The organism is Mesorhizobium sp. M2E.F.Ca.ET.209.01.1.1, assembly GCF_004010375.2.
GTDB lineage: Bacteria > Pseudomonadota > Alphaproteobacteria > Rhizobiales > Rhizobiaceae > Mesorhizobium.
On record NZ_SADP02000562.1, the window covers coordinates 1 to 349 of the forward strand.

At 58.2% G+C, this 349-nt stretch carries 1 pseudogene; it reads left to right on the top strand.

Annotated features, from left to right (window positions below):
- Nucleotides 1-259, top strand: a pseudogene (locus EN852_RS36910) (peptide ABC transporter substrate-binding protein); the annotation flags it as partial.
- Between the last annotated feature and the right edge of the window lie 90 nt (nt 260-349).

The window sequence follows — 349 nt, forward strand, 5'->3', positions numbered from 1 at the left end:
GCTGACCAGCAACGGTAGCTGGAACGCCGCGCATTTCAAGAGCAAGGACTACGACACGCTGGTGTCCAGCTATATCGCGGCCCTAGATCTGGAGGCGCAGAAGGCAACGGCCGGCAAGATCCAGAACCTGCTTCTTGAGGAAACGCCTGTTATCTTCGGATACTTCTACGACGACCTGACGGTGACCGCGAAGGGCGTGTTCGGGATCAAGAAGACTGGCATGGGGCAGCTGTTCTTCGACAAAGCATCGAAGGCATGAGTCACAGCCAGCCCGTTGCGGGGCTGGCCCACAAGCTTATAACAGCCAGCTCCCTTGCGGGGGCTGGCTCCACGAGGAGTAGTAGCTATT